Source organism: Janthinobacterium sp. PSPC1-1 (genome assembly GCF_049897625.1).
Taxonomy (GTDB): domain Bacteria; phylum Pseudomonadota; class Gammaproteobacteria; order Burkholderiales; family Burkholderiaceae_D; genus Janthinobacterium; species Janthinobacterium tructae.
The window spans coordinates 422,186-449,019 of record NZ_JAFCWP010000003.1 but is presented as its reverse complement, the minus strand read 5'-3'; the positions used below and the strand labels follow the sequence as shown (position 1 = coordinate 449,019).

28 protein-coding genes, 1 tRNA gene and 1 pseudogene are annotated in these 26,834 nt (G+C 57.9%); 7 read left to right on the top strand and 23 right to left on the bottom strand.

All coding sequences use genetic code 11. From position 1 onward, the window contains the following. Positions 1-27 precede the first annotated feature (27 nt). The 8 genes from rfbD to ACP7EG_RS13095 all read right to left on the bottom strand — a co-directional run bounded on the left by rfbD (position 28) and on the right by ACP7EG_RS13095 (position 7,697). Positions 28-900: a dTDP-4-dehydrorhamnose reductase gene (gene rfbD, locus ACP7EG_RS13130; protein ID WP_426087936.1), complete on the bottom strand. Its 873-nt coding sequence runs from the start codon at positions 898-900 to the stop codon at positions 28-30. 40 nt (positions 901-940) lie between these two features. Then, positions 941-1,486, bottom strand: a complete 546-nt coding sequence (gene rfbC, locus ACP7EG_RS13125) for a dTDP-4-dehydrorhamnose 3,5-epimerase (RefSeq protein ID WP_426087935.1) — start codon at positions 1,484-1,486, stop codon at positions 941-943. 23 nt (positions 1,487-1,509) lie between these two features. Beyond that, a complete protein-coding gene (gene rfbA / locus ACP7EG_RS13120) occupies positions 1,510-2,403 on the bottom strand; it encodes a glucose-1-phosphate thymidylyltransferase RfbA (RefSeq protein WP_426087934.1) in 894 nt (297 codons plus the stop codon). Beyond that, positions 2,403-3,482: a dTDP-glucose 4,6-dehydratase gene (gene rfbB, locus ACP7EG_RS13115; protein ID WP_426087933.1), complete on the bottom strand. Its 1,080-nt coding sequence runs from the start codon at positions 3,480-3,482 to the stop codon at positions 2,403-2,405. Before rfbB ends, rfbA begins: the two co-directional genes overlap by 1 nt. A 54-nt stretch (positions 3,483-3,536) precedes the next feature. After that, positions 3,537-5,000 (bottom strand): undecaprenyl-phosphate galactose phosphotransferase WbaP, encoded by a 1,464-nt coding sequence (gene wbaP / locus ACP7EG_RS13110; protein WP_426087932.1) that lies wholly within the window; start codon positions 4,998-5,000, stop codon positions 3,537-3,539. Between the two features lie 77 nt (positions 5,001-5,077). Further along, positions 5,078-6,496, bottom strand: a complete 1,419-nt coding sequence (locus tag ACP7EG_RS13105) for a mannose-1-phosphate guanylyltransferase/mannose-6-phosphate isomerase (RefSeq protein ID WP_426087931.1) — start codon at positions 6,494-6,496, stop codon at positions 5,078-5,080. 272 nt (positions 6,497-6,768) lie between these two features. Then, complete coding sequence (locus ACP7EG_RS13100) at positions 6,769-7,125, bottom strand: diacylglycerol kinase (RefSeq protein WP_426087930.1); 357 nt, start codon at positions 7,123-7,125, stop codon at positions 6,769-6,771. 308 nt (positions 7,126-7,433) lie between these two features. Continuing rightward, on the bottom strand, positions 7,434-7,697 hold the full coding sequence (locus tag ACP7EG_RS13095; RefSeq protein ID WP_282408321.1) for a hypothetical protein: 264 nt from the start codon (positions 7,695-7,697) through the stop codon (positions 7,434-7,436). Positions 7,698-7,852: 155 nt separating this feature from the next. Between ACP7EG_RS13095 and ACP7EG_RS13090 the strand changes: the two genes are divergently transcribed. The 4 genes from ACP7EG_RS13090 to galE all read left to right on the top strand — a co-directional run bounded on the left by ACP7EG_RS13090 (position 7,853) and on the right by galE (position 10,008). Further along, entirely contained in the window at positions 7,853-8,005 is a 153-nt protein-coding gene (locus tag ACP7EG_RS13090) for a hypothetical protein (protein ID WP_426087929.1), read from the top strand. After that, positions 7,996-8,069: transfer RNA gene (locus ACP7EG_RS13085), tRNA-Gly, on the top strand. Before ACP7EG_RS13090 ends, ACP7EG_RS13085 begins: the two co-directional genes overlap by 10 nt. A 92-nt stretch (positions 8,070-8,161) precedes the next feature. After that, positions 8,162-8,842, top strand: coding sequence for a tRNA (guanosine(46)-N7)-methyltransferase TrmB (gene trmB / locus ACP7EG_RS13080; RefSeq protein ID WP_426088061.1), 681 nt, complete (start codon positions 8,162-8,164; stop codon positions 8,840-8,842). Between the two features lie 146 nt (positions 8,843-8,988). Then, positions 8,989-10,008 carry a UDP-glucose 4-epimerase GalE gene (galE, locus tag ACP7EG_RS13075; RefSeq protein ID WP_426087928.1) on the top strand — a complete coding sequence of 340 codons (1,020 nt, stop codon included), beginning with the start codon at positions 8,989-8,991 and terminating at the stop codon, positions 10,006-10,008. A gap of 95 nt (positions 10,009-10,103) precedes the next feature. On the opposite strand, the gene ACP7EG_RS13070 is transcribed toward galE, so the two are convergent. The 7 genes from ACP7EG_RS13070 to ACP7EG_RS13040 form a co-directional block, all read right to left on the bottom strand. Next, entirely contained in the window at positions 10,104-11,390 is a 1,287-nt protein-coding gene (locus tag ACP7EG_RS13070; RefSeq protein ID WP_071075270.1) for a Glu/Leu/Phe/Val family dehydrogenase, read from the bottom strand. 149 nt (positions 11,391-11,539) lie between these two features. Continuing rightward, positions 11,540-12,520, bottom strand: a complete 981-nt coding sequence (locus ACP7EG_RS13065; protein WP_426087927.1) for a LysR family transcriptional regulator — start codon at positions 12,518-12,520, stop codon at positions 11,540-11,542. A gap of 44 nt (positions 12,521-12,564) precedes the next feature. After that, entirely contained in the window at positions 12,565-13,047 is a 483-nt protein-coding gene (locus tag ACP7EG_RS13060) for a hypothetical protein (protein ID WP_426087926.1), read from the bottom strand. Beyond that, the gene (recQ, locus tag ACP7EG_RS13055; protein WP_426087925.1) at positions 13,047-14,870 is read right to left on the bottom strand and encodes a DNA helicase RecQ; all 1,824 of its coding nucleotides are present in this window, start codon (positions 14,868-14,870) and stop codon (positions 13,047-13,049) included. Before recQ ends, ACP7EG_RS13060 begins: the two co-directional genes overlap by 1 nt. 6 nt (positions 14,871-14,876) lie before the next feature. Next, positions 14,877-15,722: an undecaprenyl-diphosphate phosphatase gene (locus ACP7EG_RS13050; protein ID WP_426087924.1), complete on the bottom strand. Its 846-nt coding sequence runs from the start codon at positions 15,720-15,722 to the stop codon at positions 14,877-14,879. 156 nt (positions 15,723-15,878) lie between these two features. Then, positions 15,879-17,027: an MFS transporter gene (locus ACP7EG_RS13045; RefSeq protein WP_426087923.1), complete on the bottom strand. Its 1,149-nt coding sequence runs from the start codon at positions 17,025-17,027 to the stop codon at positions 15,879-15,881. Between the two features lie 33 nt (positions 17,028-17,060). Further along, positions 17,061-17,831 (bottom strand): DeoR/GlpR family DNA-binding transcription regulator, encoded by a 771-nt coding sequence (locus tag ACP7EG_RS13040; RefSeq protein WP_426087922.1) that lies wholly within the window; start codon positions 17,829-17,831, stop codon positions 17,061-17,063. A gap of 125 nt (positions 17,832-17,956) precedes the next feature. Between ACP7EG_RS13040 and ACP7EG_RS13035 the strand changes: the two genes are divergently transcribed. Next, on the top strand, positions 17,957-18,226 hold the full coding sequence (locus tag ACP7EG_RS13035) for a hypothetical protein (protein WP_426087921.1): 270 nt from the start codon (positions 17,957-17,959) through the stop codon (positions 18,224-18,226). 14 nt (positions 18,227-18,240) lie between these two features. On the opposite strand, the gene ACP7EG_RS13030 is transcribed toward ACP7EG_RS13035, so the two are convergent. Next, positions 18,241-18,516, bottom strand: coding sequence for a YkgJ family cysteine cluster protein (locus tag ACP7EG_RS13030; RefSeq protein WP_426087920.1), 276 nt, complete (start codon positions 18,514-18,516; stop codon positions 18,241-18,243). Positions 18,517-18,586: 70 nt separating this feature from the next. After that, entirely contained in the window at positions 18,587-19,456 is an 870-nt protein-coding gene (locus ACP7EG_RS13025; RefSeq protein WP_426087919.1) for a head GIN domain-containing protein, read from the bottom strand. Positions 19,457-20,030: 574 nt separating this feature from the next. Here ACP7EG_RS13025 and ACP7EG_RS13020 point away from each other — a divergent pair. Next, positions 20,031-20,336, top strand: coding sequence for a cyclic-phosphate processing receiver domain-containing protein (locus ACP7EG_RS13020; RefSeq protein WP_426087918.1), 306 nt, complete (start codon positions 20,031-20,033; stop codon positions 20,334-20,336). Between the two features lie 50 nt (positions 20,337-20,386). Further along, positions 20,387-20,707: a hypothetical protein gene (locus ACP7EG_RS13015; protein ID WP_426087917.1), complete on the top strand. Its 321-nt coding sequence runs from the start codon at positions 20,387-20,389 to the stop codon at positions 20,705-20,707. 92 nt (positions 20,708-20,799) lie between these two features. On the opposite strand, the gene ACP7EG_RS13010 is transcribed toward ACP7EG_RS13015, so the two are convergent. From ACP7EG_RS13010 to ACP7EG_RS12985, 6 genes and pseudogenes are all read right to left on the bottom strand, one after another. Beyond that, entirely contained in the window at positions 20,800-21,288 is a 489-nt protein-coding gene (locus ACP7EG_RS13010) for a hypothetical protein (protein WP_426087916.1), read from the bottom strand. Positions 21,289-21,440: 152 nt separating this feature from the next. Continuing rightward, positions 21,441-22,574, bottom strand: a complete 1,134-nt coding sequence (locus ACP7EG_RS13005) for a hypothetical protein (RefSeq protein ID WP_426088068.1) — start codon at positions 22,572-22,574, stop codon at positions 21,441-21,443. Between the two features lie 207 nt (positions 22,575-22,781). Beyond that, positions 22,782-23,165: pseudogene (locus tag ACP7EG_RS13000) on the bottom strand (TniQ family protein); the annotation flags it as partial. A gap of 11 nt (positions 23,166-23,176) precedes the next feature. Then, positions 23,177-24,133 carry a TniB family NTP-binding protein gene (locus tag ACP7EG_RS12995; RefSeq protein ID WP_426087915.1) on the bottom strand — a complete coding sequence of 319 codons (957 nt, stop codon included), beginning with the start codon at positions 24,131-24,133 and terminating at the stop codon, positions 23,177-23,179. 3 nt (positions 24,134-24,136) lie between these two features. Then, entirely contained in the window at positions 24,137-26,044 is a 1,908-nt protein-coding gene (locus ACP7EG_RS12990) for a transposase (RefSeq protein ID WP_426087914.1), read from the bottom strand. After that, positions 26,035-26,751, bottom strand: coding sequence for a hypothetical protein (locus ACP7EG_RS12985; RefSeq protein ID WP_426087913.1), 717 nt, complete (start codon positions 26,749-26,751; stop codon positions 26,035-26,037). The genes ACP7EG_RS12990 and ACP7EG_RS12985 overlap by 10 nt, the downstream gene beginning before the upstream one ends. Positions 26,752-26,834 lie beyond the last annotated feature (83 nt).

The following is a 26,834-nucleotide window of genomic DNA, read 5'->3' as shown; positions in this document are numbered from 1 at the left end:
CACATGAGTGACAGCCATTGTTGTTGCTTAACCCATACAAAGTTTTAAGGCTTCGTGCCATTGCGGTAAACTGCAGAATGTGTTGATGAGGCGTTGTGACGACATCACGGAATTAGTCGGCCGTTTGGCTGGCACCGGGTAATCCTGCGCCAATATCGGTTTGAGCTTTGGCTTCTTCGTGACCGATGGATCAGCCATGATGGCCTCGGTGAATCCAAGCCAGGTGGTGTTGCTCTGTGCCGTCAAATGATACAGGCCAGCCCGCTCGGCCCACCATGCTTGCTGATCTGCCGCCACCAGGCTTTGCGCCACGATATGCGCTGTGGTATCGGCAATGGTACGGCTCCACGTCGGTGCGCCGAACTGATCGGATACGATACTTAGTTCTTCGCGCTCCTTTGCCAGGCGCAGCATGGTCAACAGAAAGTTCTTGCCATGCGTGCTATAGACCCAGCTGGTGCGCAAGATCAGGTGGGGAATGCCGGCGGCCTGGATCGCCTGTTCGCCGGCCAGCTTGCTGCTACCGTACACATTGATCGGGCAGGTTGGATCGGTTTCGACGTAGGGACCATCTTTCGAGCCATCAAACACGTAGTCGGTGCTGTAATGGATCATCGCTGCACCCAGTTTTTTGGCTTCTTCCGCCATCACGCCCGGTGCTTCGCCGTTGATGCGCAGTGCCAGTTCAGGCTCGCTCTCTGCCTTGTCAACAGCGGTGTAGGCGGCCGGATTAACGATCAGCGTCGGCTTGATGCGGCGAATTACATCGCGTACCTGGTCCAGGTCGGCCAGGTCCATCTGGCTGCGGTCTAGCGCGATGATCTCTCCCAGACCTTGCAGGCTGCGTTCCAGTTCGTAGCCGACCTGGCCGTTTTTTCCTGTAATTAAGATACGGCTCATATTTGTTTCCATGAAGGGTGGATCGGCGGTGTTGCAGTGCTCAGGCGAAGACGTCGGCATTGGCCAGCAATGTGCCGACTTTGTCCTTGCCCGACAGTAGTGGTTCGCCGTCCAGCGGCCAGTCGATGCCGATCGCCGGGTCATTCCACAGGATGCTGCGCTCGAATTCCGGCGCCCAGTAGTCGGTGGTCTTGTACAGGAACTCTGCGCTGTCGCTGGTTACCACGAAGCCGTGGGCGAAACCTTCAGGTATCCATAACTGGCGTTTGTTGGCAGCCGACAGTACTATGCCAACCCAGTGGCCGAAGGTTGGCGCGCTTTTGCGCAGGTCGACGACGACGTCGAATACTTCCCCAGCGGTGACGCGCACCAGCTTGCCTTGTGGCTGCTGGATCTGATAATGTAAGCCGCGCAACACGCCCTTGGCGGACTTGGAGTGGTTGTCCTGCACGAAGTCGCGCGTGACGCCAGTCAGTTCGGCAAAGCGTTTCTGGTTAAAACTCTCATAGAAAAAACCGCGATCATCGCCAAAGACCGTAGGCTCGATGATCAGGACGTCCGGAATTGCTGTGGTTTGAATTTGCATGGTATGGATGAGCCGATCAGGCCTTAATATATTTTTTCTTCGAGCAGGCGCAGCAGGTATTGGCCATACGCGTTTTTCTTCAACGGCTGGGCTAGTTGTTCCAGTTTGGCGGCATCGATATACCCTTTACGGTAGGCGATTTCCTCCGGGCAGGCAACTTTCAAACCCTGGCGTTTTTCGATGGTGGCGATGAATTGGCCCGCTTCCAGCAAGGACTCATGCGTGCCGGTATCGAGCCAGGCCATGCCGCGGCCCATCAGTTCGACGTTCAGCTGGCCTCGTTCCAGATAAATGCGGTTGACGTCGGTGATTTCCAGTTCGCCGCGCGGTGATGGTGCGATGCCGGTGGCGATGTCGCATACCTGGCTATCGTAGAAATACAGACCGGTGACGGCGTAGTTCGATTTTGGCTTGAGCGGTTTTTCTTCGATGCTGACGGCGCGCCGTTGCGCATCGAAATCGACGACGCCATAGCGTTCCGGATCGGTGACATGGTAGGCGAAGACGGTGGAGCCGCTAGTGCGTGCAGATGCTTCCCGCAGTTGCGATTCGAAGTCGTTGCCGTAATAGATGTTGTCACCCAGGATCAGCGCCGATGGCGCGTCGCCGACGAATTCGCGGCCAATGATGAAGGCTTGCGCCAGGCCGTCGGGCGTGGGCTGCACGGCGTAGCTGAGCTTGATGCCCCATTGGCTGCCATCACCGAGCAACTCCTGGAAACGCGGCGTGTCTTGTGGCGTGGAGATGATCAGGATGTCGCGTATGCCGGCCAGCATCAGGGTGGTCAGCGGATAGTAAATCATCGGCTTGTCATACACCGGCAGCAGCTGCTTCGATACGGCCATGGTGACAGGATACAGGCGCGTGCCTGAACCACCGGCCAGGATGATGCCTTTGCGTTCGATCACTGCGCTCATCAGATTGCTTCCTTTGCCGTATCGCGTGCCGCATAGTTTTGTTCTACCCACTTCAAGTAGTCACCCGACTGCACGTCGCGTACCCAGGCCTGGTTGTCCAGGTACCACTGGACGGTCTTGCGTATGCCCGTGGCGAAGGTTTCTGCCGGCTTCCAGCCCAGTTCGCGCTCGATCTTGCGCGCGTCGATGGCATAGCGGCGGTCATGGCCGGGGCGATCCTGCACATACGTGATTTGTTCGCGATAGCTGCCAGAAGCCTTCGGATCGAGCGTATCGAGGATGTCGCACAGGGTATGCACAACTTCCAGATTGGCCATTTCATTCCAGCCGCCTACGTTGTAGACCTCGCCCAGACGTCCCGCTTCCAGCACGCGACGAATCGCCGAGCAATGGTCGCCCACATACAGCCAGTCGCGCACTTGCATGCCGTCGCCATAGATAGGCAATGGCTTGCCGGCACGGGCGTTGCTGATGATGAGGGGAATCAGTTTTTCCGGGAAATGGAAAGAGCCATAGTTGTTTGAGCAGTTTGTCGTCAGCACCGGCATGCCATACGTATGGAAATAGGCGCGTACCAGATGGTCGGAGGCTGCTTTCGATGCCGAATAGGGGCTGTTCGGCGCATACGGCGTCGTTTCCGTGAATGGCGGATCTTGCGGACCCAGGGTGCCATAGACTTCATCGGTCGAGACGTGCAGGAAACGGAAACCATCCTTGGCCTCGCCCGTCAGGCCGGACCAATAGGCACGCGCGGCTTCGAGCAAGCTGAAAGTGCCATTGACGTTGGTCGAAATGAATTCACCTGGGCTATGAATCGAGCGGTCGACATGGCTTTCCGCCGCAAAATGCACGATGGCGCGCGGCTGGTGTTCTGCCAACAGGCGGGAGACGTGAGCGGTATCGCAAATATCGCCGCGTACAAAGATATGCCGTGGATCTTGTTCCAGACTGGCCAGATTACTGAGATTGCCTGCGTAAGTCAGTTTATCGAGGTTGATGACGGGCTCATCATTGAGCGCTAGCCAATCGCGTACAAAATTTGAACCGATGAAGCCGGCGCCGCCGGTCACTAAAATCATGCACTTATCCTTTTCTTGCCTGGGAAATTATTTAACTTTTAGACTGCATTTTTGTTAATACGCGCCATCTTTTTTGAAGATGACTTTGACCGTTTTCAGCAAAATGACGATGTCATTGAACAGCGACCAGTTCTTGACATACCAGGCGTCGAGATAGACGCGCGTATCGTAGCTGACATCGTTCCTGCCGCTCACTTGCCAGAGTCCCGTCACCCCCGGTTTCGCTTCCAGATAGTAGTCTAGCTGTGTGCCATAGCGTTCCAGTTCGGCATCGACCACCGGGCGTGGGCCTACCAGGCTCATTTCGCCTTTCAGCACGTTCCATAGCTGTGGCAGTTCATCCAGGCTGGTCTTGCGCAAGAAGTGGCCGATCGAGGTAATGCGCGGGTCGTTTTTCAGTTTGAAATCCCGGTCCCATTCGGCACGGGCGACCGGGTCGCGTTCCAGTAACTCTTTCAACAACACATCGGCATTCACGGCCATGGTGCGAAATTTATAGCAGAGGAAATGCTTGCCATTCTGGCCGACGCGTTTGTGGCCATAGAAGATGGGGCGGCCAGAGGCCATGACCTTGGCGACGATCCACAGCAGGATGGGAGCGCCGACGATCATCACGGCGATCGACATCGTCAGGTCAAAGCAGCGCTTGATCAGTTGTAAACCTGGCCGTGCCAGGTTGTTGCGCATGGTCAGCAGCAACACCTCATGTGTAAAGAAATGGTTGACCTCCATGCCATACAGGGGCAGGCCGCGTACGGCAGGTACCACTTGCATATTGGCAACGCAACGGCTGACTTGCTGGATCATGCCCTGATAGGCGTCAATGCCACCTTGCTCCAGGGCGACAACCGTATGCGGATTGCCCAGCAGCTTGAGCGTTTGCTCCGGGTGCTCGCCCAGCGGGATGCAGGGTACCGCTTGCTTGCTGCGGTTCACATAATGCTGTTCCAGGCGGCCCTGGCCTTCCGGTATCAGGAAGGCAATCAGGCGATAGCCCATCAACGCTTCCTCATCGAAGGCACGCGCTGTTTGCAAGGCATTGTCGCCCCATCCGATGATGACCATGGGGCGTATCCAGCCGCCCGCTTTCATCAGCAGGTACTTGACGATGCCGCGCAGCAGCAAGACAAAGCATGGCACCAGCAGCCAGGTGGCCAATAGTGCCTCGCGCGAGGAGTCACGCTTGTCGAGGAAGACCAGGGCTGCGTCGATCAGACCCATGACCATGGCGACCTTCAGCAGTTCCTTGATTTCATTCGAGTATGGACGACGTTTGGCATGGTGGCCCTTCAGCTTGAAGATCGCCAGAGTGACCAGGCATAGCAGGCTGTAGCTGAGTAGGCGCGAATTATCCAGCCCGAAGCTGTTCAAGTCGCTGGTATTGAGGGTCCATTTGCCAGCGAGCCAGAATGCCATGAGCAGGGCAAGTGTATCGGCAAAGGTGAGAAAGTATTTTTCTGCCCTGCTGCCGCAATACCATTTCACTTCTTGTACAAAGATGCCTTCGATTGGTTTCATGATGACTGGCTAAACCTTATAAACTTCAGTGTGAATTTTTGCGACGCCGCATGTACGGAGATTGTGTATGTGTTCGATCAGGCGCGGCCGTAGCGGTCCTCAAAGCGGACGATATCGTCTTCCCCAAGGTAGCTACCAGATTGAATTTCAATCAATTCCAGCGGTAGCTTGCCTGGGTTGGCCAGCGAATGCACCACGCCCAGGGGAATATAGGTGGATTGATTCTCCGTCAGCAGATATTCCTTGTCGCCATTGGTGATCTGGGCGGTACCGGATACCACAATCCAGTGTTCGGCGCGGTGGTGATGCATTTGCAACGATAGTTTGGCGCCAGGCTTGACTGTGATCCGCTTGACCTGGAAGCGCTCGCCGTTGCCGATGGAATCGTACGATCCCCATGGCCGGAATACTTCGCGGTGCATGGTGGCTTCAGCGCGGTCCTTGGCAATCAACTGCGCCACCAGGGTCTTGGTATGTTGCGCCTGATCCGCATCCATGACCAGCACGGCATCCGCCGTTTCCACGATGACGGTATTGCGCATGCCGATGGCGGTCACCAGGCGGCTATTCCCATGCACCAGGCAATCATTGCAATCTTGCATCAACACATCGCCTTGGGCGCTATTGTTGTTGGCGTCTTTTTTTGCCACGTCGAAGACGGCGGCCCATGAGCCGATATCGTTCCAGCCGGCATCGAGCGCGATGGTGGCCGCATGGCTGGTGCGCTCCATGACCGCGTAATCGACGGCGATATCGGGACTGGCGGCGTAGGCATCGTGGTCCAGGCGGACGAAATCGAGGTCGCTTTTCGCCTTGGCCAGCGCTTCCCGGCACGCCGCGACGACGGCAGGCTGAAAGCGTTCAAGTTCTTCCAGGTAACGGCTGGCGCGGAATACAAACATTCCACTGTTCCAGAAATAGTCGCCGCTGGCAATATATTGTTCAGCCAGCGCCAGGGCAGGCTTCTCGACGAATTCGACAATACGCTGGACCTGGCCAGCTGCGCCACCCTCGGCGCGGATATAGCCGTAACCTGTCTCCGGTCCTGTCGGGGTAATGCCGAAGGTGAGCAAGTTGCCTTGTTCTGCAGCATCGCGCGCCAGGTTGATGGCGCGGTGGAACGCAGGGGTATCCAGGATGACATGGTCGGAAGGCAATACGAGCAGGATGGGGTCGTCGCCGTTTTGCATGGCTTGCAGCGCTGCTGTGGCAATGGCCGGCGCCGTATTGCGGCGCATCGGTTCGAGCACCATGCGGGCATTGTTCAGGCCTATCTCACGCAACTGTTCCGCGACAATGAAACGCGATGATTCATTGCATACAAGCAAAGCCGGCGCCAAGGCCTCAATACCAGTCAGCCGTTGCAGCGTCTGCTGCAACATGCTGGTCTCGCCGGACAAACGCAAGAACTGTTTAGGATAGCCTTCGCGCGACAGGGGCCACAAGCGTGTGCCGGAACCACCGCAAAGAATCACTGGTACAAGGGGAATGTTCATCTACGCATCAATTCAAAATTAAAACAGCTTCGCTAAAGGGGAGCTGAGTCGTTAGCCGCTCGAAAATAAGCGATTATTGTTTTACGCACTGTCATGCAAGCCACAAGGCGTGCTGAAAATCAGTATTGGTAAAGATTAAATATTTCAAAAAGGCATTATTTTAATGAATTATAGGAATCTATGTATTTATTCTCGCCGCCTCGAATGTTGACGTGAACAGGGAGGTGCCTTGGCGACCCATGCATTGTAATTTGCTTGGCAGCTATAGCTACTCAACTGGAAAGCGTTTCCAGCAAAAAAGCAACAAAAATGCAGGCGGCACTGATACTGAGAATGAACACAGCCCCTGCGGCACAGTCCTTGGCGATCTTGATGCTGGGGTGCAGGCCAGGATGCAGGTGGTCAATCAAGTGTTCAAGCGCCGTATTGAACAGTTCAGCTGCCAGCACCAAGCCACAGTTGAGTAGCAGCAGCGCCCACCAGATCATTGCGGGCTTGCTCCAGGCGAGCACGATCACGACCATGAGGGCGGCAAGGCATTGCAGCCGGAAGCTCGATTCCATGCGGAAGGCGGCGCTCAAGCCTTGCAGGGCAAATCCCATGCGTTTATGGAAAGGCTGGTTTTTCATTAACTTTATAGGATAACCGGGGAATCTCATGTTCCTGACGGCCAGGTGCTTTTTCTGAAAACAGATGCGTATCGCTCGCACATGGAGAGAACTAGGCATCAGGTATAGGAAAAGCTGGCGTAAACAGCGTGCGCGTCATTGCAGAAAAATAAAAAGCCCGTTTTCAAGAAAATGAAAAAGGGCTTTTATCGAGGAAGTGGCGCTTCGTATGGCAAGGCCAGCTTCTCGTGAGACCAAGCCAGCGTTGTTCGGCTTGACGTCAGCCCGCTGGCTTGGCCTTGTCTGTCTCAGCCAAAGGCATCAACAGATTACTTGGCGTGGCTTGATGGGGTGTGCGCGGTGGTCGAATCCGAGCTTGCTGCACCGGCCACAACGGCAACTGCTGCGCCGATGGCGATCAGGGCGCTCGTGCTCAGGCCGGCAACGGTGCCGCCAACAGCAGCGCCGGTAGCACCAGCAGCTGGTGCCGCTGCTGCTGGAACAGGTGCGCCACCAACTGGTGCCGTCGTTTGAGCCATGGCTTGTGCGGAAGCGAAGCACAGGATTGCCGAAGCGATCAGAATTTTCTTCATGGGATATCCTTTTAGGTTGAACAGCGGGAATGCTAAACTGTCACGCGATTGTAGCAACATTTCTCTTGCGAGTCTGTGTCGCACCGCTCACGGCGACAATATTTTATTTTATTTTAGCCGTATACCACGCCATTTACCGTGCAAGGCTAGCCTTGATGTTGTTCTATATCAACAAAAATACTGACATGCCGATGCGGATGAATTATTTTTTATTAGTTGCGGCAAGAATTCCTGATGAGTTCGAAAGCGATCCACAAGTTTGCCAAGTCCTTGCCATCCCGCGTAAAATGCAGGCTTCGCGGGTGTAGCTCAATGGTAGAGCAGAAGCTTCCCAAGCTTACGACGAGGGTTCGATTCCCTTCACCCGCTCCATTTTTCGCTGGCGCCTGGTTTTATGCGGCGCGGCCACTTATTTCTTCATTCCCATGTCTTCTGATACCCCAGCAAACGGCCCGGCGCGGCCGATGATGTACGATCCGACCGAACACCGCATCCGCAGCTTCGTGACCCGCGCGGGACGGCTGTCTGTCGCGCAGGCGCGCGCGCTTGAGACCTTGGGGCCGCAGTTCTTGTTGCCTTTCGCCAAGGAACCGCTGGACTTCGAACAGGTGTTCGGTCGCAAGGCGCCGCTCATCCTGGAAATCGGTTTTGGCATGGGGGCGACGACCGCGCATATTGCCAAGGCCATGCCGGAGAAGGATTTTATCGGCGTCGAAGTGCATACGCCTGGTGTCGGCAGTCTGTTGAAACTGATCGGCGAAGAGTCGCTGACGAATCTGCGCCTGTTGCAGCACGATGCCGTGGAAGTGCTGACGCACATGATTCCTGCCAATTCGCTGGCCGGCATCCACGTTTTCTTCCCCGATCCATGGCACAAGGCGCGCCACAACAAGCGCCGCCTGATCCAGTCGCCGTTCGTCAAGCAGCTGACCGATCGCCTGGCACCGGGCGGCTATCTGCATTGCGCCACCGATTGGGAAGATTACGCGGTGCAAATGCTGGAAGTGCTGGGCGCCGAGCCGCAGTTGCACAATAGTGCCGATGGCTATGCGCCGCAGCCGGCGTATCGTCCTCTGACCAAGTTTGAAAACCGTGGCTTGAAGCTGGGCCATGGCGTGTGGGATCTGGTCTTCATCAAGAACTAAACCTGGCGGTTTGCCCACCGGTACCGTTTGCACGAGAACAAGCCTGCTGCGGCGACGCCGCAGGCTTTTTTCATGCGCGCCAGCGTGCGCTCTAGGCACGGTGGGGGAATTACGTTAGCCTTATCTTTTTTGTATTGATTGATATTATGTCCAAGAAAATACTCGTCACCGGCGCATCCGGTTTCATCGGCTCGCATACGTGCGTCGAATTGCTCGCTGCCGGCTTTGATGTGGTCGCGGTGGATAATCTGTGCAATAGCGCGCGTGAAGCCATGGCGCGCGTGGAGCGCATCTCTGGCAAAAGCGTGCCCTTCTATGTAGCGGACGTGCGCGACCGCGTGGCCATGAGCGCCGTCTTGCGCGAGCATGCCATCGATGCGGTGATCCATTTCGCGGGCTTGAAGGCGGTGGGCGAATCCGTGGCGCAGCCGCTGATGTATATGGATAACAATGTGACGGGCACCGTGGCGCTGCTGGAAGTGTTGGCGGCGGCGAACGTGAAGCGTTTTGTGTTCAGCTCGTCGGCCACCGTGTACGGCGACCCGGAAGCCTTGCCGATCCTGGAATCGTCGCGCCTGTCCGTGACCAATCCCTACGGCCGCTCCAAGCTGATGGTCGAGCAGATCCTGGCCGATGTCGTGCATGCCGACGCTGAATGGCAAGTCGGTGTGCTGCGCTATTTCAACCCTGTGGGCGCGCATGCCAGCGGCTTGATCGGTGAAGATCCGGCCGGCATTCCGAACAATCTGATGCCCTTCATCGCCCAGGTGGCAGTGGGTCGCCGCGAGCGCCTGGCCGTCTTCGGCAACGACTACGCTACGCCCGATGGCACGGGCGTGCGCGACTACATCCACGTGGTCGACCTGGCGCTGGGCCATGTGGCGGCGTTGCACCGCCTGTTTTCCAGCGAGGGCGGCTTTACCGTCAACCTGGGCACGGGCCACGGCTACAGCGTGCTCGATACCGTACGTGCCTTCGAAGCGGCCAGCGGCCGCTCTGTGCCGTACGACATCGTGCCGCGCCGCCCCGGCGACATCGCCAGCTGCTACGCCTCGGCCGACAAGGCGAAGCAATTGCTGGGCTGGCAGGCGCAGAAAAACATCGACGACATGTGCACCGACCACTGGCGCTGGCAGCACCAGAATCCGCAAGGTTATTCAGCCTGACGCAAGGCCGGCGCGCATAAAAAATCCCGCTCACACGCAAGTGTGGCGGGATTTTTTTTAGAGCGCCATCAACCCAATGGCGTCAAAAGCAGCTATTAAGGATACAAGCCGCGCACTTCACGCGCTTGTAGGACGCGCGTGCATGCCAGGATGAAGGTGGCGGTACGCATCGACACTTTCTTCTCTTGCGACACTTGCCATACCGCGTCGAACGCTTCGCGCATGATGCGGGTCAGGCGGCTGTTGATTTCTTCTTCGGTCCAGAAGAAGCTCGAGAAGTTCTGTGCCCACTCGAAGTAGCTGACGGTCACGCCGCCGGCGTTGGCCAGCACGTCCGGCACGATCAATACGCCGCGGTCGGTCAGGATGTCGTCCGCTGCCGGCAGGGTCGGGCCATTGGCGCCTTCCAGGATGATCTTGGCGCGGATGACTTGTGCGCGCTCAGCCGTGATCTGCTGTTCCAGCGCGGCCGGGATCAGGATGTCGCAATCGATGCCCCAGAAATCTTCGCGTGGCACGAATGCCTCGGCGCCCGGGAAGCCTTCGACGCTGCCCACTTCGGCCACGTGTGCCAGCAATTGCGGGATGTTCAAGCCGCCGGCATGCACCACGGTGGTCTTGTGGTCTTGTACCGCGACGATTTTCGAACCGGCTTCCGCGAACATGCGTGCGGCGACGCCGCCCACGTTGCCGAAACCTTGCACGATGACTTTCGCGCCTTCGAGCGACATGCCGACCTTGGCGGCCGCATCGCAACCGACGACGAACACGCCGCGGCCCGTCGCATCGCGGCGACCCAGGCTGCCACCCAGCGAGATTGGTTTGCCCGTCACCACGCCGGTCGACATATTGCCGCCGATCATGGCATAGCTGTCCATCATCCAAGCCATGACTTGTTCATTCGTGTTGACGTCCGGCGCCGGGATATCCTTGTTCGGTCCGATGATCATGCTGATCTCGCTCGTGTAGCGGCGCGTCAGGCGTTGCAGTTCATTGCGCGACAGGGTCTTCGGATCGACACGGATACCGCCTTTGGCGCCGCCGTATGGCACGTTGACGGCTGCATTCTTGACCGTCATCCAGGCCGACAGCGCCATCACTTCCGACAGGGTCACGTCCTGGTGGAAGCGCACGCCGCCCTTGCCTGGGCCGCGCGACAGATTGTGCTGCACGCGGTAGCCTTCGTAGTGGGCAATGCTGCCGTCATCGCGCTCGATAGGCACGTCGACCGTCAGGATGCGCTTAGGACGCTTCAGCGTTTCCACCCAGCGCGACAGGTTGCCCAGGTACGGCGTAACGCGGTCGATCTGCTCGAGGTAGACGCCCCATGGGCCCAAGTCTTCAGGATTGAGGTAGGAAGGAAGTGCGTGCTTGCTGGTCATGCTTGATAAGCTCCTGGACAATACGAATACGTTAGAGGCACAGCCGAGATGCAGCTGCGCGCAGCGGAACCGCATCGTAGGCGATAGCCTCATGCCCCGGCCAATGCTTTGTGCGCATCCGGTTATGCATTTATTGCATAGTTAGGAGGTCAGGATGGAATTGCGGTGACAGCTGCGCGCCGGCGTTTTTTTCCGCCGCGCGCGGCGTTTTCCTGCGCCTGCACCAGGTACTGCCACAGGCTTTCGACGATCTGCTTGCCGGGACGCAGGCTTGACGGGCGTTCGCGGTACAAACGGATTTCCAGCTCGATTTCCCAGCCTGGCGCACCGCCGTCGGCGCGCGCCAGGTGCTTGTATTTGACGTCGCGCATGACGGCCGATTCGGGCAGGAAGGCGATGCCGCGCCCTTCCAGCGCCATCATTTTGAGGCCTTCTGCCATGTCCGTTTCGTAGCAGGTTTCCAGGAACAGGGGCGCCTTGGCGTCGGCCACCAGCAGTTCCACCATGCGTCCCAGGTAGGCATTGCTGGTGTAGGAGAGGAAGGGCAGCGGCTCTTTGGCGCTGCCGGGCAGGACGAAGTCCGGTACCTTGTCCTGGCCGCAGCGCGCATACGCGCGCACGGTTTCGCGGCCCATCACCAGCATGTCGTAGCGGCCCGGGTCCAGCTGCACCGGCTGGCGCGGATGGTGATAGCACAGCAGCAGGTCGCAGCCGCCATCGACCAGCTGCAGCACGGCGTCGTGCACGTTCAGGGCCATCAAACGGCTGTTGATCGGTGCAAAACCCTCTTCCAGCGCCGTCAGCCACTTCGGCATGAAGGTCAGCGACAGGGTATGCGGCACGGCGAAGTCGACGCTCGTTTGCGTGGCCGCCCGCTTGCCGCGCAACAGGGCGCGCACGCCGTTGATCTGCCCCAGCATTTCCAGCGCCTGCTCGTAAAACACGGCGCCGGCCGGCGTCAGGCGCGTAGGGTAGGAGGTGCGGTCGACGAGGTCGATGCCGAGCCAGTTTTCCAGCGACTGGATGCGCCGCGAGAAGGCCGGCTGGGTGACGTGGCGCAGGGCCGCGGAACGGCTGAAATTATGCGTTTCAGCGAGCGAGATGAAGTCTTCCAGCCATTTGGTTTCCATCGCGGCAGCATTCCGTTATCAAGGGCAGGGGCAAAGTAAAGTGGTCAGGGCGTATCGGGCGATGCCGCCGGCTGGTACAGCGCAGCCGGCAGGCCGAAGAAGGACGGCGGGCCAAGCGTCGTGCCATCGAGCGAGCCGCCCGCGTTCAGGCCCTTGTTGATGGCCGACAGCAGGGAGCTGCGGTCGGCCAGGTTTTGCATCAGCGCGCGCGGGCCGTTGTGGAAGGTGTGCTGGGCAATGTCCAGGGCGACGACAAAGATCGGTTCGCGGCGCAAGGGGAACTCCACCCACTCGCCATCCTCGTCCTGGGCGCAGAAGGTGTCGGGCAAGGTCATGTTTTCGGCGCCGGGAAGGTGCGACGCCAGCACCAGGCCGAAGGCTTCCGGCACCACGTCGGCCAGGCGGCGCACGGTGAGGTCATCCTGCACCAGGGCACGTACTTGCGCCTCCACCGCGTCGTCGGCATCGGGCTGGGCGCCAAGGATTTTCACGGCCTGATAGATCAGGTCGGACGGGAGTGCTTCCATCAAATCATCTCCAGGATCATGGCGACGATTTCGTCGCCGTACGAGGCCAGTTTTTTCTCGCCCACGCCGCTCACGCCGCGCATCTGTTCCAGCGAGGTAGGCTTGGCCTTGGCGATTTCGCGCAGGGTGGCGTCGACGAAGATGACGTAGGCCGGCACATTGTGCGTGCGCGCCGTCTCCACGCGCCACCAGCGCAGCTTGTCGAAGATCGCCTGCTCGCTGGTGGACAGATCCGTTTCGACATAGCCTTTCGCCACGCTGGTGCCGCGCTTGCTGGTTTTCACCGGTTTCTGGTACTGGCGCAGCTGCACCTTCTGGCCGCCCTTGAGCACGGGACGCGAGGCGTCCGTCAGTTTCAGCGAGCTGTATTGTTCATGGTCGACCGAGACGAGGCCCAGTGCGATGGCCTGGCGCAGGATCGACTTCCATTCCGCCTCGCCCAGGTCCGAGCCGATGCCGAAGACGGATAGCGAGTCGTGGTGCCAGGTCTTGATGCGTTCGGACTCCACGCCGCGCAGCACGTCGATCACGTGGCCGCCGGCGAAGCGCTGGTCGACGCGGTAGATGGCCGACAGCAGTTTTTGCACGGGCACGGTGCCATCGAACGACACGGGCGGCACCAGGCAAGTGTCGCAATTGCCGCACGGCGAAGCCGGTTCGCCGAAGTATTCGAGCAAGCGCATGCGGCGGCAGCTGAGCGTTTCGCACAGGCCCAGCATGGCGTCGAGTTTCACGCCCAGCACGCGCTTGAAGGTGTCGTCCGCTTCCGATTCGTCGATCATGCGCCGCTGCAGCACCACGTCCTGCAAGCCGTACGCCATCCAGGCATTGGCGGCCATGCCGTCGCGGCCCGCGCGCCCCGTTTCCTGGTAATAGCCCTCGATGCTTTTTGGCAGATCCAGATGCGCCACGAAGCGCACGTCGGGCTTGTCGATGCCCATGCCGAAGGCGATGGTGGCGACCATGACGATGTTTTCCTCGCGCAGAAAACGGGCCTGGTTGGCGCTGCGCTTGGCGTATTCCATGCCGGCGTGATACGGCAGGGCGCGGATGCCGCTCTGGTTCAAAAATTCCGCCGTCTCTTCTACCTTCTTGCGCGACAGGCAGTAAACGATGCCGCAGTCGCCCGTGTGTTCCGTGTTGATGAAGTCGAGCAGCTGCTTGCGGCCATTCGCCTTTTCCACGATCTGGTAGCGGATGTTGGGGCGGTCGAAGGACGAGACGAACTGGCGCGCGTCATCGAGCTGCAAACGCATGGCGATTTCGGCGCGCGTCTGCGGGTCGGCCGTGGCGGTGAGCGCGATACGCGGCACGTCCGGGAACTGCTCGTGCAGCACCGACAGCTTGATGTATTCGGGACGGAAGTCGTGGCCCCACTGGGCCACGCAATGCGCCTCGTCGATGGCGAACAGGGAGATCTTCGAGGCCTGGAACAGGTCCAGGCAACGCTGCGTCATCAGGCGCTCGGGCGCCACGTAGACGACGTCGATGCCGCCCGTGCGCACCAGGCGCTCGATGCGGCTCGCCTCTTCGTAGGTTTGCGTGGAATTGAGGAAGGCGGCGCGCACGCCGACTTCCTCCAGCGCGTCCACCTGGTCCTGCATCAGCGCGATCAGCGGCGAAACGACGACGCCCACGCCATCGCGCAGCAGCGCGGGAATTTGATAACACAGAGATTTGCCGCCGCCCGTGGGCATCAGCACCAGCGCATCGCCGCCATGGCTGACGTGGTCGACGATATCGGCTTGCTGGCCGCGGAAGGCCGGATAGCCGAAAACGGTCTGCAGCAGGTGCAGCGCGCGCTGGTTAAGATCTTGATTCATAGTGCCTTATTCTGCCCAAACAACCCAGCCGTAGTGGGCGCTGGCCAGGACCAGCAAGCCAAACACAATGCGGTACCAGGCAAAAAACGTGAAGTCGTGCGAGCTGATGTAACGCAGCAGCCAGCGCACGCACAGGAAGGCGGAAATGAAGGCGGCCACGGTGCCCAGGCCGAACAGGGGCACGTCGGTGGCCGACAGGATGTCGCGCGCTTTGTACAGAGAATAGGCGGTGGCGGCCAGCAGCGTGGGGATGGCCAGGAAGAACGAGAATTCGGTAGCCGTCTTGCGCGACAGGCCCAGCAGCATGCCGCCGATGATGGTCGAGCCGGAACGGCTGGTGCCGGGAATCAGTGCAAACGCCTGCGCGCAGCCCACTTTCAAGGCGTCGAGCGCGGTCATTTCATCGACCGAGTTGACGCGCACGGTGACAGGATTGGTGCGCGCGCGGCGCTCCACCAGCAGGATGATGATGCCGCCGATGATGAAGGCCATGGCCACGGGCACGGGCTTGAACAGCGCATGCTTGATCATCTTGCCAATCGCCAGTCCGATGACGGCCAGCGGGATGAAGGCGATGGCCACGTTCAGCACGAACTTGCGCGATTTGACCTCGGTGCTGAAGGTGGACAGCACACTGCCGATGCGCTGGCGGTATTCCCAGCACACGGCCAGGATGGCGCCGGCCTGGATGGCGATCTCAAAGACATCCATGACTTCTTTCGAGACATCCTTGGTAAAGTCGAGCAGGCTGCCGGCCAGGATCAGATGTCCCGTGGACGAAATCGGCAAGAATTCGGTAAAACCTTCGACCAGCCCCATGATGATGGCTTTTAACGCAAGAATGAGATCCATAGATATATAAACGGGTATAAGTGACAGGATGGGGGGAGTGCGTGGCGCCAGCAATGCGCGCGGGGTCGAAGCTTACCACGACCGAGGCTTGCGGACCTTATTTGGGCGCTGGCGGGCAGTGCTTTTTTAGCGCCGTCCGCCAGGCAAGAGGGAGGATCAGGATGCCTGTTTTCCCGGCGCCACCAGGCGCGCGCTGGCCGCCACCAGCAGCAGGGCGGCGCCCAGCATGGCGAAGGCGATATTCAGGCTGGTGGCGTGGGCGACAAAACCGATGACGGCCGGACCGGCCAGGATGCCGGCATAGCCGATGGTGGTGATGGCCGCCACCGCCAGGCTGGCCGGCATGGCGCGCTGGTTGCCGGCCGCCGTAAACAGGATGGGCACGATGTTCGCCGCACCCAGGCCGATCAGCACGAAGCCGGCCATGGCCAGGCTCGCGTGCGGCGCCAGCACGGCCAGGAAGAAGCCGGCCGCCGCGCACAAGCCGCCAAAAGTAAGCACCCGCTTGCCGCCAAAGCGGCTGACCACCTTGTCACCGGTGAAGCGGCCCAAGGTCATGGCGATGGCGAAGGCGGCGTAGCCGAGGCCACCCTTGGCTTCTTCCACGCCGCGCGTGGTGGTGAGGAACAGGGCGCTCCAGTCGAGAATCGCGCCTTCGGCCAGGAAGACGATAAAGCACAGCAAGCCGATGAAAATGACGGCGCCATGCGGCATGACGAACAGCGGCGTCTTTTCGCCCGAGGCGGACGCCGTCGGCAGCAGATGGCCTTGCGCCGCGCCCAGCACGCCACACAGCAGCAGCATCACCACCACGCAGGACCAGGCCGGCGTCAGGCCCAGCCACAGCAGCAGGGCCATGCAGGCCGCACCGGCAAAGCCGCCCACGCTGAACAGCGCATGAAAGCCCGACATCATGGCGCCGCCGTTGGCTTTTTCGATGATCACGGCCTGGATGTTGATGGCCACGTCGAAGGTGCCCATGGCCGCGCCGAACACCAGCAGCACCAGGCCCAGTTGCAGCGGCGTGGCGGCCAGCGCCAGGCCGGGCAGGATGGCGATCAACAACAGGCCGGCGCCGACGATGACCTTGCGGCAGCCGAAGCGGCTTGACAGCATGCCCGTAAATGGCATGGCGCACAGCGAGCCGGCGCCCAGGCACAGCAGCAAGATGCCGAGGGTGGCCTCATCGAGGCCCAGACGCGACTTGGCGTAGGGAACCAGCGGTGCCCAGGCGGCCATGCCGAGGCCGGCGGCGAAGAAAACCAGGCGCGTGGCGCGTTGTTGCAGGGTGCCGGTGAGATGCATGGGAAAGCTTTTCAAGAGTCGGGATGGATAAAATCAGGCGCGGGCGCGCAGCACTTGCACGCCCAGCCGTTGAAAGGCGGCCACATGGGCCGCATCGGCATCGGCTTCCAGCACCAGGTGCTGCAGCAAGCCCGTGGCCAGCACGCCGAAGGGGGCGGCCGTGCCCAGCTTGTCGCTGGTGACGGCGACCACGACGGCCTTGCTGGCGCCGGCGATGCTGCGCTTGAATTCGGCCTCGTCATAATTAAAGGCCGTTACGCCCGCGTCCGCATCGGCGCCGCAGGCACCGAGGAAGCACAGGTCGGGATGCATGCGTTCGACGGTGCGCAGCGCCTGCGGGCCCAGGCTGGCACCCGCGCGGCGGTCGACCCTGCCGCCAGCCATGATCAGCTCGATTTCCGGGCGTTCCATCAGGGCCATGGCAATCGAGGGGGCGTTGGTGATGACAGTGAGCGCCAACTCTGGCAAGGCGCTGGCGATGGCCAGGTTGGTCGATCCCGCATCGAGGAACAGCACCTGGCCCGCGCGCACGAGCGATACGGCGGCCTGCGCCAGGCGCGCCTTGCGTTCCGGCGCTTCCTGCTTGCGCTGCGTCAGGGTGCCGCCATCGGGCGCCAGCGGCAGGGCGCCGCCATACACGCGCTGGCACAGGCCGGCCGCCGCCATCTCGCGCAGGTCGCGCCGTATCGTATCTTCCGACACGTCGAGCTGGCGCGCCAGGTCCAGCGCCAGCACGCGGCCGTCGGCGTGCAATTGTTGCTGGATCAGCGCATGGCGTTGTTTGAGAAGCAGGGTGGCGGACATGGGTATATTTCTAAAACGTGCATGAATGCGCATAAATATACGCAAACGTGCAAATTGAGTCAAGGTGACTTTTGTGCGCGTGCTGGTATTGCCGTAGGGATATGAAGTGCGTACAGTTGGGAAAAATGGAACAAACAAAGGAAACCATGTTCTCCCGTAAATTGTTAATGGCAACCTTGCTGGGCCGAGTGATGCGCCGCAGTGGGTGGGGTGTCCTGGGCATGCTGATCGTTTTTAATGCACTGCATTGGAAGCGCCACGGCACGCTGGACTGGAGCGATGCGCGCGCTTCCCTGCTCGTGCTGCTGGCCTATCTGGTGGTTTTCCTGCTGATGGAATACAAGCGCCTGCGTGACGAAGAGCGGGCCGCGGTGCGGACAAGCGCTGCAGACTAAAGCGTTGCTGGTGTTCAGGGCGCCGTCAGCCGTTCCAGCTCGGCCAGCCAGCGCACGGCATGTTCGCGGCTGCTGCCGCACATGTCTTCGGACGGCTGCAAGCCGCCGCAAAAGGCGGGCCGCTCCGGCTGGCCAAAGATCTTGCAGCGGTTGTCGTCGGCCAGCTGCACGCAGCGCACGCCCGCAGGTTTGCCGTCCGGCATGCCGGGAATCGGGCTGGTGATGGACGGTGCGGTGCAGCAGGCGCCGCAGGATGGGCGGCATGCCAGGGAAACGGCGGGGGACGGCATGGCGGTGAATGAAAAGGGACAGGGGCCGACAGTATAGCAAGCCGGCCCGCGTGCTTCGCCAGGAGCGCGTTTAGCGCACGATGCTGACGCGCTTGCCCGACAGGGTGCGGCGGGCCGGATCGCCATGCACGGTGATGCGGCCGGAACCGCTGGCGCGGGCATTGACTTCATTCTGGACGGTGACGTCGATGTCGCCGGAACCGTTGCTCGCCAGATAGGCAACGTCGCTGCGCAGGGCGGCCAGGTTGATATCGCCCGAGCCATTCACTTTGGCGTCGAGGCGCTGCACGGTGCCGCTGGCGCTGATGCTGCCCGAGCCGTTGACGGCAATGTTGATGCGTTCGCCGCGCAAGTTGCCCAGCTGGATGCTGCCCGAATTGTTCTGCACCGCGTCCGTGTTGCCGCTGGCGAGGGCCGCCGCGTTGATGCTGCCCGAGCCATTGTTGGCCACGTCGAAGCGTCCCACCGTGCCCGACAGTTCGCTTTTCATCGAACCGCGCTGCTCCAGGCTGAAATCGTCGCCATTGAGGCCGTTGACCACCAGGCGGCCCGAGCCGGAAATGTTGATCTTCTTCAATTGCGGCGTCGTATAGATGACGTGGATGCCATTGCTGCTGCGAATGTTCGCATCGCTCCAGATGCGCAGGGTATTGCCGCTCACTTCACTATGGATGCGCGGCTGCAAATTGCTGTCCGCCTCGATCACCAGCGATGTTGCCGGGCCGACGCGCACGTCAATTTTCATATCGATGCGCTTCATGCTGTCGATGTCGAGCGTGTTGATATTGCTGACCTGGCGCACGTCGCGGCTCACTTGCTCGTTGCCCTGGATGGTATTGCCACCCGTGTCGGCATAGCGCACTTCGCCATCGTTGGGGTTGATGACGATGGCGCAACCGCCGAGGGCAACGGCACAGCACAGGGCCAGCAAGGTACGCATGGTGTTTCCTTTATGATTGTTGTAGTTCAGGACAAGAAAAAAGCCGGCTGCCGCGCTGCGGCTGCCGTGCTGTCGATGACAAGATAGCAAAGCGCCTATCTTTACTGAACGCAAATGCGATGAACTGCGCAAAACGGGGGCTGAAACGCATTCTGGTTCACCCGGCGCCGTAGGTCCGGCGCCAGAGGAGGTGTCGCCAGCGCCGGCACGGAGCGTACAATACCCGTGTTCGGTGTGCCCGGCGTCGCGTTGGACGACACATCCCTTTGCACCAGCGAATCATGCAAATCAACTACTTAGAACTCTAAACGACACATCGCTTTGCACGGGACGACACAACAGCTTGCACTATGCACGGCAAGCGACATATCCCCTTGCACTGACGTAATCTGGGGCCTGATTGGCCTGCATCCGACGCGATCTCGAGCCGAGCCGAGCCGAGCCGAGCCGGTGACTGGCGCATAGATTTCTGGCGCAAATGGTGGAGACAGTTCGCCGCTTCGGCGCCAACAAATGGGGCTCATCAGGTATCATCACCACGGGTGCGCGTGCCACTATCTCCGGAGTATAAGAAATGAGGGTCTACCTCGACGATGAGCGAAATACGCCTGAAGGGTGGACGCGAGTGTACTGGCCTGATGAGGCAGTATCACTATTGACCTCCGGTGCGGTTGTCGAGATCAGCCTCGACCATGATCTTGGCGATGACGAACGAGGCACGGGGTATGACGTTATCTTGTGGATTGAGGAAGCGGTCGCGTTGCGCGGCCTTAATCCTCCAATTATCTTCATTCATTCGGCCAACAGTTCAGCACGTCAGAAGATGGAAGCTGGAATCGCTGCGATCCAGCGGATGGTTATAGAGCGAAAAGTCAGTTGACTGTCAGAAACGGCCCTTAAGGCGGTCGCGGTAGGACGAAAGGAGCGAGGATGGCAATCGATCAAAAGATACGTTCACTGTTCTGCGGCATACCCGCTGGCATACAGTTTCAAGAGGTTGGCGAAATGACTGTGCTGCCTCTTTCTGCTGTTCCCTACGAGTTTGAACGCACTATCGAAAATTGGATACTTGCCTTGCCTGCGGAGTTGTATGCTGATGTGCTGTATGTCGTGGATGGTGTGCCAGAGGCGCTAACACATGCTGGCTGGTGCGCTTTCGTATCGTGGATATTGCAAAGTCTCAATGAGGCGCAATCCGCAAGTAACTTCAGACACACAGTAACTCAATGTAGTCTCAAATCGTTTCGTTAAGCTTTTTTGACGGAGTCTTTAATGCTTCATTAAAGACAAGGTACGCTCAGCTTTACTCTACACATTGAAGATGAAGCTGTGCTCCTCAGACATTAGGCGTACTGACTCTTTCTGCCGTCTTGCCAAGCAAGCCACCCATGGCGGTGCGCACGCGCATCGTGTAAAGCATGGTGCCATGGACCGTAGCGTTCATGGTATCTGACTACGGCATGATGAAATTCCGATGAGTCGATATGCCCACGTAAATCGTAACGGCCGGTCAGGTTCGACGGACGTAGTCCATCCATCGCGGCAACGAGTAGCTTCCAGTCCGTGATGCTGTCGCACGCAATAGTAACGCTACGAGGCAGCGTTAAAAACCATGATGCCACCTGTGTGCCTAGCTTGGATCGTTCCATAGCCTGGCCAGTCTTGCCAAGCAGCGGCAGCACGGTGGAGTGGACAAACGGATTACACCACTCCACCCGAAAATCTGAGCGCTCCAGATACAACTCATTCTGGCCGTCCTCGCCCACCATGCCAATGCTGATGAGGTCGCAGTTCACTGGATCGGTATATTCAGTGTCAAGGAAAATTAGCATTTAGTCCTCACATGTAATATGCAGCATGTCGCACTTTTCTTTGCCACTCGTCATCATTGTGCAGTATTCGGTACATCACGGACGCCATAGTTTGACACGCTCCGCTTACGGGAGCGCTCTAGTCGTCCGCCTGTGTATTACATGCGGATGCACTAGCCCCACCCCTGGTCATCGGGTAAATTTATTCCCATTTCCCGCACGAGCTTCGAGACTCCATCTTTCCCGTAGTCACGGGTAAGTTGCCGCACTGCGGTTCGTTCGTATACGACGCATCCCGGTCGCGCTACGACTGGAATCGCTTTAATGATTTTCAGGCTAACTGCTGTCTGAACGTGTTCGAAGCGAATCCCGAGTGCTACGGCTGTTTGAGCCGTGCTCATCCAGTTGGTTCTGAGCCTTTCAACGAGCTCAAGGTCCGCCATGGACACAAACTGCCACAGATGAAGGTGGTTAATGCGAACGATACCGCAGCGTGCCCAACTTCCCTTCAGCCAGGTCGCGCTCCGCCCCAGCAAGTTTGCTGCGGCCGCAAGGGGCAACTGGTCGGGGCGTTGGAGCTCCAGTTGAAGAGCCGCTAGCGATTTTTTGCTGACACATGGTTCGCTGCCGCGATGCTCAACCTGGCGTAACCAGCCATGCTTAACGAGTTTTGAGATCTCTCTTTCACTTACCGCTAGTAGCTCGGCCGTCGACGCAAACGAAATTCCATTTCCGGGGAGGGGCGGGTCGGATTGTCGGCCCCGATTTCCCCCGCCTTCACGCAAGGACCGTCTAGCACCAGCACGTACACTCAAAGAGGATTTCTGCACTTTAAGTTTGGCTTTTGGCCCCTGTTTGTCAGTGCGCATTTTTGCGATTTGGAACTTCTCATCTCCCCAGAAAAGTGCTGCTTCGATCTTTTCTGTGGCAATCCTCTGCATCCGCCCGCCTACCGATGGCCAGGGGATCACCCCGAGCTTGATGGCCTGCGCAAGATGGGACATGCTTATGTTAAGGATTTTTGCGACTGCATTTTTGCTGAGGAACTGAAAGTGCGCGTCTCCTGTGCCGCGTACTGAGCTAGGGACTATTTTTTCAAGTACTTGCTTCGCGAAATCGACCAAGTAGGGTGCTCCGAGCAAGAATGGCACAAGCTGTATTCGTGGGTTAACGCGTGCGCGCCGGAATTCTACCTTACGAACCACGCTCTCGACTGCTGCTGCGTTATTCGTCACGAAAAGTACAGCGAGTTCGAGCCGACCATGTTCGTCCCACGGATTATCCCCAGATCCGTCAAACTCGACCAAGGCCGTCCAAAAATTCAGTACTATTCTGACGTTATTATCGTTTTTTTCATTTAGCCAACTTTCTACTAGCCTTTGCGCGCTAACGTCTATGGCGGGTGCTTGGAGCGAAGACAACGCGGTTCGACAATTATCGCATCGGGTTAGCTGCGGTCTACCAATATGGAGTCTTCCCCCGCACCTGCTGCATCCCCTTAGCAAAAGACATTGGTGCCGAGTGCAAGCTGACAAGGGGCGTAAAAGCCAATGTTGACGCCAGTATTCCGACTCCCCCAGGCATGCAGGGCAAAAGGTGTTCAGCGGTTCTCGACGGTAGCAAATATCTGGCATCTCGATGCTCTGATGATACCGCGCCGCCCGACGTGACGTTCCCACCCGTGGTGGCGATAGAGCGGCGGCTGCTTCGTCAAGCCCTAGCGCCAAGACTAGACGTTTAAAGCGCTCGCTATCAAGCAAGCATGCGATGAGCGTAAGCTCGTTCACGTCTATATTAGATCCCTTCAGAAGCTGGTAGACGTTGGCGCATCGATTTGCGGCTGCTGCCCGTAAAAGAATGCTGCCCGCGCTTTCGTCCACAAATGGGATCGGGCGCATCAGCATTTGCGTTACCACGAGGCACTCCTGAGTGAGCCTTCCAGCGCAGCGGGTGACATCCGGAACGGATTGTCTTTAGTAATAGATGCTTCGAACGTAATACCTGCGTCCCATGCATCGGCAAAGTCTTCCAACTCCAAACAGCTTTTTCCACTGCTCAGTCCTTGCAAAGCCGCCTCTTTGAGGAGAGACATGATGAACGCCGGAATTCCCCCAGTGGCAGCGTAGATCTGCTTCGTCGCTAGCAAATTATTCATCGCCGGAACACTTTTTAGCTCAAGACGAGATGCTGTCTGTTTTAAGACCTCAGCCAAGAACGGGACGAGCGTGCCTGGAAAGCTTTGATCTCCTGGCATTAAAGGCCGTAGATGGAAGTGCATTGGAAAACGTCGGGTTAGTTGACTGTCGGCAGATAAATACGGCGCAAAATCTGGAAGCCCAACCAAGCAAAATGAGATTTTCGTTTTATTGATCATCCATTTTACCCAATTGCACACGTCTAAGTTGACCTTTGTAGAGCGTGTACCAATTTTGAACAAGTTCTGCGTTTCGTCGAGAAAAACTAGAGTGGTCTCTGCATCGGATAGAAGCATACATAGACGTTCTGTCATGTGTGCAGCAGATGATCCATTATTAGGAGAGGCCGCGCCCATATCTCGCAACATGCTCGCAGCGACGCTTTTGACGGTGGCTGGGGAAGGAATCTCCGAATAGAATGCAGGCACTATGGTTTTCTCGATTTTCCCTACGATTTTTTTCGTTGTCTTCATATGCTTCATAATTGCATGGCAGACAGTTGATTTTCCCATTCCTCCATTGGCGAGGAGCAGACTCCCGACGGGTTCGCTGTAGGCTGCCGACTTGAGTACGCATTCGGAGATACCTCTGACTGCTTCGCTAAAACCAGTGTGGGGAATGACCAGCTTATCTAAAATGGATACGCGTTCGATTAATTGTGTTCTATTCATCGATTACTCCAGGTCAAACGCGTCTAGTGGTATAGGATTTTCCCAGGTTCCTTGGTCACGGTCGCCCGGACGTTTGGCGGTGTATTTCGGTGGGAACGGTCCGCAAGGTGGCGTGTCCTTGTCAGGAATTTCGTCAGCCTCCAACGGTTTATCTTTAGGGCGTTTGCGGGTGCCGCTGGCCTTCAACCGTCGTGGTTCAGTTTTGCTAAGTTGGTCCGCCTTTATTTGCTCCAATAGGCGCCAGCGCGCTTCGATATTTGCGTTAGGTCCCAGCTTTTCGCGATCGGCATTTGACATCTGTTTCTTCATCTCGATGCACTTTTGATGTTCGTAAAAAGTTAGATCAAGTGTGTAGGCTGGCTCTGTAGAGTCAGCTTGTATGTAAGTGCCGCGTTTTTCAGGGTGCTCAACGAAGATATAATGAAAATTCAATTCATCCACTAATATTCTTACAGCGGTCTTTCCCTGGGCCTCAAGCGTTGCAAGCGCATGCGAGTAGAAAAAAAGGTGCTGAAACTGCACTCGACCACGTTGAATGGTACGGTGGTATGGCCGTCTTGCAAGCACATTGGCATCTGCATCTGATAACGATGCGGGCATCATTACCGCCGCTTGCTCTTCCCACGCAAGGATGGGTGCGCGGCCCGACTGTGAATGCGGCTTTTGGTGGTACACGGTGTTGACCCAGGTGTGGATATAGAGCGTCACGTTTTCCAAGGTGTAGCAAGCGTTCTTGCTTGAGTCATAATCCCCTTTCTTCTGTGGATTCGAGAAAGTAGTTCCCTCCAATAGTTGAATTAATCCATAGGTTAGTGTTCGAAAAAATGACTCAATGTGAGCCTTCCCATTTGGGTCGCGTGACTGGGCTGGCGAAATCGTAATTGCTAGCGCCTCACAAACTTGGATAAACGCCGAATTCGCAAATTCGACTCCATTGTCTGGGATGATCATCACACATATGCCGCCTGGAAGGCCTTTGCCAGGCCTTGTTAACATGTCTTTCAACGCTGCCAATGCCGTCGTAGCGCTGGGCGGCAGAAAACTGATGTAAATGCCTATTATTGCCCGAGAGTTGATGTCTTGAATGCAAGTAAGATACGGCCGACCGCGTCGCTTCCCGGTTTTTGGGTCGATCACGATCAGATCAAGAAGATGTGTATCCATCTGTACCAACATCAGTATCCTCTCCACACTTAGCGATCGTCCTGCTGCCCTAGCTAATTTGTTTGCAGCAAGTGCACCGTTTTGTGCCTTCGCTACAATGTACGGATCGAGCTTGCGGAGACGGCGTTGAATCGTGCGTATAGTCGGGATCCGCATGCAATGCGATGTGCCAAGTAATTCTAAACCCACCGCCTTCCCGACTACCTGACAGTGCACAACGTCACCCCCTCGCCGCTCACGAGTGAGGTACTGCTCACGTATCGCGTCGCCTACCAACTGTTCGATCTCAACTCCAAACCGTTCCGTTGAATTCCCGCTCGGTGGTTGCGGTATTAGGCCGTTAAAGCCTGCTTTTCTAAAATTGCATATCCAATAGGCTACCGTCCTCGTCGAAGGTGGCGCCGGATCTGAAATTTCCTTGGCCACTAAACCGATGATCTCGGCGAGCGGGCCGCGTGCTGTGGGTCGTATCAGTGTTCGTAACGCCGCTTCCACATATCTGTGCTTCCGCATGACGCCGGGGCCGCCGTACTCGGAAAGGCCGGTAGAAGTACCGTCAGTCGAAGTAATCTTGCCGGACTTTTGTAAATCGATAAAACGATCAAAATTTATTTGGTGTACATGTCCACCAGCGGTAGCTGCATAGCGCACACTGCCGTGGGCAACGAAACTGACCTCAAAACGAGCGCCGTGCAATTCGAAGCGCATTCCGACTGTGGGGTTAAATACTTTCGCCATCACATCCATGTTGGCCTCCCTAGCTCAGCGATGCCTGGTGTCCATCGACCATGGAATTGCAGATAGCTGACTAGGTCCATAGGAAGCTCGTTTGCGTGGAGCCAAGCCCTAGCGCGCACGGGGTCACTCGTTCTCTGCTCTTTCAAAAGCGTGTGCGCAAGATCGATTTGACCAACGGAATATTGTTGACGATGCCCCTGAGAGTACAGGTACAGCAGTGCGGCCACTTCGGACTCGCTCGGTAAATCCAGCGCATCGACAACGGCAAACTCAATTTCCATGTCCCAAAGCTGAAGCTTCGCGCTGCTGAATCTGTCATGGTCGCGCTGCTGCAGGTGAAGTTTCGAGGGCTTCACTTCATGAATCAGATATCTGCCATGGACAGTCTTGATTAAAAAATCAGGAATTGTCGCCTGACCGCTCGCAAGAATGATTTCCACGGCTTGCGTTCGGTACTGGCTAACTAATGGGTTAGCCTCAAGGACAAGGCCATAGGCTAGTTCAAGCCTGCTTTCCATCGGAATCGAGCCGTTGTTTTTCCGACTGGGAAAGAGGGAAGTGCGTCGTCCGCGACCGCCTTGATGTATGCGGCGCTGACCGTGCCGAACGTTAGCAACGTCCGGCGGTTTTGCAAAAGCAGCTTCTATTTGATCTAACAGATGCCACAAATCGACCGGCGCTTCCGGCATTGGTAAAGGCTTCAATATTTTGCTCATACGTCTCCGAAGTACATGTTTTGTCTCGTACGCGCTCGTTTGCCAATTTAGGCTAAACATTTCGTAGGCGCGACTTGACTCCA